This is a genomic window from Persicobacter diffluens, from assembly GCF_036244895.1.
In the GTDB taxonomy this organism is placed as follows: Bacteria; Bacteroidota; Bacteroidia; order Cytophagales; family Cyclobacteriaceae; genus Persicobacter; species Persicobacter diffluens.
The window spans coordinates 1-5,000 of record NZ_BQKE01000012.1 but is presented as its reverse complement, the minus strand read 5'-3'; the positions used below and the strand labels follow the sequence as shown (position 1 = coordinate 5,000).

Sequence of the window (5,000 nt, the reverse complement as noted above, 5' to 3'; positions counted from 1 at the left end):
CTTGTATTCGATATTCAGGTCTGAATAGTTATTAATTTCCTCCAAAGAAGGATGCAATACCGCCCTCACTAAATTACTGACCTTAGGGTATTTATCTTCCAAAGTCAACAGGTATTTAAACTCCGACAATTGAAATCTCCGCTCTTTGATGTTCGGAAAATACTGCTTGCAAAGCTCATAAATTCGAATGGAATGCACTTTCCGGAAGCGGTGAACCTGCTCCAGGGTGTAGGTGGTGAAGTTACTCTTCAGGTTCAGCAGGAATGGCTTCATCGCCGGATCGAAACGAATCATCACCTCATCACTCCCTTCTTCTCCCGTAGCGTAGGAGATGAACGAGATCGACTCCCAGCGAATCTTACCTGACGGTTGGACCCGTTCCATCTGCACTGAAGACTCTGTCAATTTGATCGTCGCTTCCTTCACTGCGCGGTATTCGCTCCCGCCAACTTTCCTTCCTTCCGGCTTGCCTAAAATATCATGAATGCTCAATCGGATTTCAATCCATTCGCCGTATTCTTTCCGCTCGTCAATCATGGCCAAAGCATTCAAAATAATCCGTTGCTGCATGGCGTTGAAGTGCTGTCGACTATTCACCAAATCATTGGATTTAACGACCAGTCTATACTTCTCAATTGAGGCTACTATCTCACTAAATTTACTCATAGTTTTTGGGGCTCATTTTCGTCCGGCTTCTTTCGTTTCACTTTTTCCGTCAATCCGGACCGAAACACCAAAACTACGTAATTTTAATTAACCTAACGTAATTATTGTTGACTAAACGTATTTTTAGTTGCCATCTTCGGGGCATTTTAGCTGCCGTTGGGGGCATTTTAACTGCCGTTGGGGGCATTTTAACTGCCGTTGACGTCATTTTAGTTGCCTAAGCGCTTGTAACTATACTGGAAATCAAGAGGTTACAAGCCCCTAAAACAATAAAACAATAAAACAATAAAACAACAACAAGCGTAGTTTTAGTTGCCGTTGTTGTTTTGTTATATTTTTTAAAAGTATAATTACATAAACGAAGAATTAGGCAACTAAAATTACGTCACGAATATTGAAGTTGGGTTCATTTTTTCCGTCGGCACTTAATCTGACTCGGAAAATGACCCATGAACCCGATTAAAGGAAAATCTGAAAAAAACAGAATGAAATCAGATTTTTCCGCAGGATTTTCATTAAAAAAAGGGAGGAAAATAAGCTTACAGAAAGACGAAAAACCAGCTGGTTTTAGCAGTAAAAAAAGGCTTTAAAAAAAGGAAAATTCCGGGCGGATTTACCCCTTAATTCATGAGTTCCGGACTCAGGTAAAACCGGAAAATATCGAGCTCCGAACTGATGACTTTTGCGCGTTCGTATTTGGTGATTACTCCCAAGTCAATGGCGCAGGCAATGGCCTGATCAATGCGTTCCTGAACACGCTTTTTCCGGCGCTGCTGGTAGGCTTTTTCCAGCCGCATGGTTTCGATGAGTGATTCGAAAGTTTGCTCCACAATTCCGGAGGAAGACTGCTCGGCCAGGGCATAAAGGTTGATGATGAAGAACTGCACAGCGGAGGATACGCGTTTTACTCCCAGGGTCTGGGCGATCTGCTTGTTCAGGTCGATTGGGAGGCGGAAGAAGTTCTGCTCAAAATCCTTCAGGAAGATGCCGTCAATAGAAATTTTGATATGCTTGGTTTTCGCGATGGCCTGATAGGCCTTGCCCTGATGCTTGGTGTGCTCAGAGATTTCCTTAATGTCAATTAGCGACCGTATCTTGAGTTTCTTTACATGTACATCACCCTGGTTATACTCTTCCGGAATGATGAATTTCCGGTTGGATAATTCAACCAGTCCGGTGCGTGCACGGTTTTGCCCTCGGGTATCAAAACGGGCGTAACCATCCTTTTCTTCTTTTTTGGGTAAGCCGAAAAATTCATAGTATTGACTCATCTCAAATTCCAGGGTCCATTCATCATATTCCCGGATGTAAGTCATGGCTTCCCGCTCTTTGGCCTGATTGAATATTCCAATGATGGCGTGTAATGACTTCACTTCATTTTCGGAGAAATCGCGGGTCAGTTGAGTGCTAAAGTTACCTGGTAGCCTTTTTTCGATTTCCGGATGAAGATCAATGACTTTAGCCTGTCCGCCTGCTTTAGAAAGTTGTTCGTTCTCTTTTATGAGTTGATCAAACTGCTGCCCGAGTCCGAAATGGTGATTAGTGGCAGGGTCTACTTCCCGCAGGAGCTGGGTGAGTTGGTCATCGGAAAACTGCCGGCGGTTAATGACTTTCCAGAGCTCATGTCCGGTCCGTATGATTCCTTTGTCCTTTTCCTGAAGGAAAGCGGCGACGAAATGTGCGAAGAGAATCAACTGTTTATGGTCACCTTCAAAAGCGGTTTTGAAAGCATTCTGCGCTTCATTTTCCAGGTTTTCAATCTCTACTCTGATCTCTGTGTTCAGCTCCTGTGGCTGTTTGATACGCCCGCCTTCAGTCAGGATCTCCTGAATGGTGCGCTCTGTGAGTTGGTTGTTGAATCCTTGCTGACGCAGACTTCTGCTAATGATATTGATAGTCTCTTCCATGACCGGGTTTTTCCGAACGAACATTTTCAGTCTGCAAGTTAGGCAATTTCATTAAGTTTCATTTTTCCTAAATTGGGGGTGATTTGAAGGGAGGTTTATCGGGCAGCCAAACAGTTAGAAGGGCTTGAAGTAGGTGGTTGTAATCACTTGTTTAAAAGGGTATTAAGTGGCCTGATGAAAGGTATTTGAATAAACAGATCTGATTGAAGTATTGAGTGAATGGCCAGAAAGAAAAAGACTGCCGAAGTGCAGATGATTAATTACGGAGAGTACGAAAAGTGGGACCGGGAACAACTGAGTTTACCGGATTTCAAAAAACTGACGGACCGGGTACCTGCAGAGTTGGATCGGGAATTCGGTTATGTATTGAAGATTTCCAAGGGAAAAGGGAAGCGAATCACTTTTAGGATTGAACATCCGGGAGTGAAGGATGAAGCGGGTAGAGTCCGACCTCCGTTTACAGGAGAAGTCCCGATTAATAAGAATGAATATCTTTTTTATCTGGGAGATTCCGTCTTCGGCCCAACAATAGAAGACAAGATAGGTCCCTGGAGGATGGTAACGTATATTGACGGGGAACAGGTCGCGGATAAGACTATTTATGTGGATCCGGTATAGTTGTCAATAACAGACAAGTATTAGTCAATTGAATAACTTTTGAGAAGGAAATAATTTGATTGATTGAAAAAAAACGGAAATAGTTCTGCGGAGATCGGGATAGTACAGCACTATTATAATTGAAAGGCAAAAGAAGGTTTTCTATAAACCTAATGCATTTTCAGGAGTCATAAGTAGGTTAAGTTTTGGGGCCCAATAGCGATAACTATTGGGTTTTTCTTTGTCTATACTTTTCCGGACGCCCGTTCGGTTCATTTTATTGATTCTTATTCAAAGTCTCCATCACAAATTTCTCCACCTCATAAGGGTCCAGGTGATTGACTTCGCCACTATGAATCGCCTTTATCAGCATCCGATAGGTTTCGTCTTTCAACGACTTGGCTACAGAGTTCAGTTTTACAATCGTAGACCGGAAGTATTGCACTCCTTCGTATTCCAGAATATCACTTTGCTTTTTTGGGTTTTTACTGATCTGCCAGGTGAGCCCGATAATCTTCCTTCCTTTTTTGACCGGTGTGTATCGCACATTGAAGTCCGAATACTTATTAATCTCCTTAATTGCCTTATCTAAGATTCTTACCCTGAATATTCCAAATTTAGAGTAATCCTCCTCACTTAAATGCATGAGGTTTTTAAACTCCAACAGGTCGATATAAGGATATTTTCCATAATGATCTTTAAAATTACGGATAGAGGAAATGTAGTCGAAAATTCTTTTGGTGTATTTACCTGTTAGCGCCATGCCTTGCTGTAGGTTCAACAGGGTGAAATTTTTGGTCAGGTTATCCCACAAAGGTTTCAGTTCATCATTCAGTACTACTTTGATATATCCTTCGTTCTCCTGGTATTCAATCATCTTGAAAAAGGGGTAAGACTGCTTCTTACCATCCGGAAGATCTACAAATAGCGTGGGAATAGACTTCCCTTTGATTCGTCCGGACAACTCTTCACAAGCGGTTTTGAATTGATGATAGTTAATACTCTTATTCGCAACCAGCGCCATGTCTTTCAGGAATATTTCATAAACCGTGTCCACCGTCTGATTTTCTTTGTACATCCCAAGCACCATATAGAGAATGTTTTTTCCGGTTTCGGAAATATTATACTGAGCATTCTGAGCGAAATTGTTATGAACCTTAACAATGTTGAACATGGTAAAATACTATTTAGACTTATAATCTGTAACCCTCACTTATAATCTGTAATCCTCGCTTATAATTTGTTATCGTTAGACTTATAATTTGTAATCCAATGACTTATAATTTGTTATCGTTAGGCTTATAATTTGTAATCCAAACAAGAGTTAATGAGTTGACTATCAGTGAGTTGCAGTGACTTAAAGTATTAAAAGATATAAAAGATTTAAAAGAGGGTTTTAAGATTACAAATTATAAGCGAAGAGTGTAAAAGAGAAATGAAAGGAGTATTGATTACTCAGGATCGTCAGAAATAAGTGATTAGATTCATGAGAATACGCGAATCAAAGTAGCATGAACAGACTAAAATCTTGTTTGGATAACAAATTATAAGCGATACAGGGCTTTTAATAGCGATTTGGTCAAAAAAACAGGGTTCCGGCAGACTTATAATCTGTAATCGAAAGGGATGTTCGCATGTAGTGAATAGAAAGAAGGTTGTAGCCGCGAGGATAACAAATTATAAGCGAGAGTAGGAAAAGACAAGGATTGAACACTCATCAGTAACTGTGATGGCTGCTTGAGGTGATTTCCGGAATCCTTTACCGATTGAGCTTACTTTGATTAAATATTTGTGATCCTTCGCTTATAATTTGTAATCTTTCCGATATAT

5 protein-coding genes (1 of these 5 running past the window's edge) are annotated in these 5,000 nt (G+C 40.9%); 2 read left to right on the top strand and 3 right to left on the bottom strand.

Annotated features, from left to right (window positions below; genetic code table 11):
• Positions 1-666, bottom strand: the 5' portion of a protein-coding gene (locus AAA970_RS27305) for a replication initiation protein (RefSeq protein ID WP_338240126.1). Its footprint begins 807 nt before the window's first position; only the first 666 of its 1,473 coding nucleotides appear in the window; its start codon is at positions 664-666; its stop codon lies off the left edge, out of view.
• 449 nt (positions 667-1,115) lie between these two features.
• On the opposite strand from AAA970_RS27305, the gene AAA970_RS27300 reads away from it, so the two are divergent.
• Positions 1,116-1,256, top strand: coding sequence for a hypothetical protein (locus AAA970_RS27300; protein WP_338240125.1), 141 nt, complete (start codon positions 1,116-1,118; stop codon positions 1,254-1,256).
• Between the two features lie 30 nt (positions 1,257-1,286).
• On the opposite strand, the gene AAA970_RS27295 is transcribed toward AAA970_RS27300, so the two are convergent.
• Positions 1,287-2,573, bottom strand: a complete 1,287-nt coding sequence (locus AAA970_RS27295; protein WP_338240124.1) for a hypothetical protein — start codon at positions 2,571-2,573, stop codon at positions 1,287-1,289.
• A gap of 219 nt (positions 2,574-2,792) precedes the next feature.
• Between AAA970_RS27295 and AAA970_RS27290 the strand changes: the two genes are divergently transcribed.
• Entirely contained in the window at positions 2,793-3,191 is a 399-nt protein-coding gene (locus AAA970_RS27290; RefSeq protein WP_053407009.1) for a DUF3859 domain-containing protein, read from the top strand.
• 256 nt (positions 3,192-3,447) lie between these two features.
• Here the strand turns inward: AAA970_RS27290 and AAA970_RS27285 are convergent, their stop codons facing one another.
• Positions 3,448-4,344 carry a replication initiation protein gene (locus AAA970_RS27285; protein ID WP_338240123.1) on the bottom strand — a complete coding sequence of 299 codons (897 nt, stop codon included), beginning with the start codon at positions 4,342-4,344 and terminating at the stop codon, positions 3,448-3,450.
• Between the last annotated feature and the right edge of the window lie 656 nt (positions 4,345-5,000).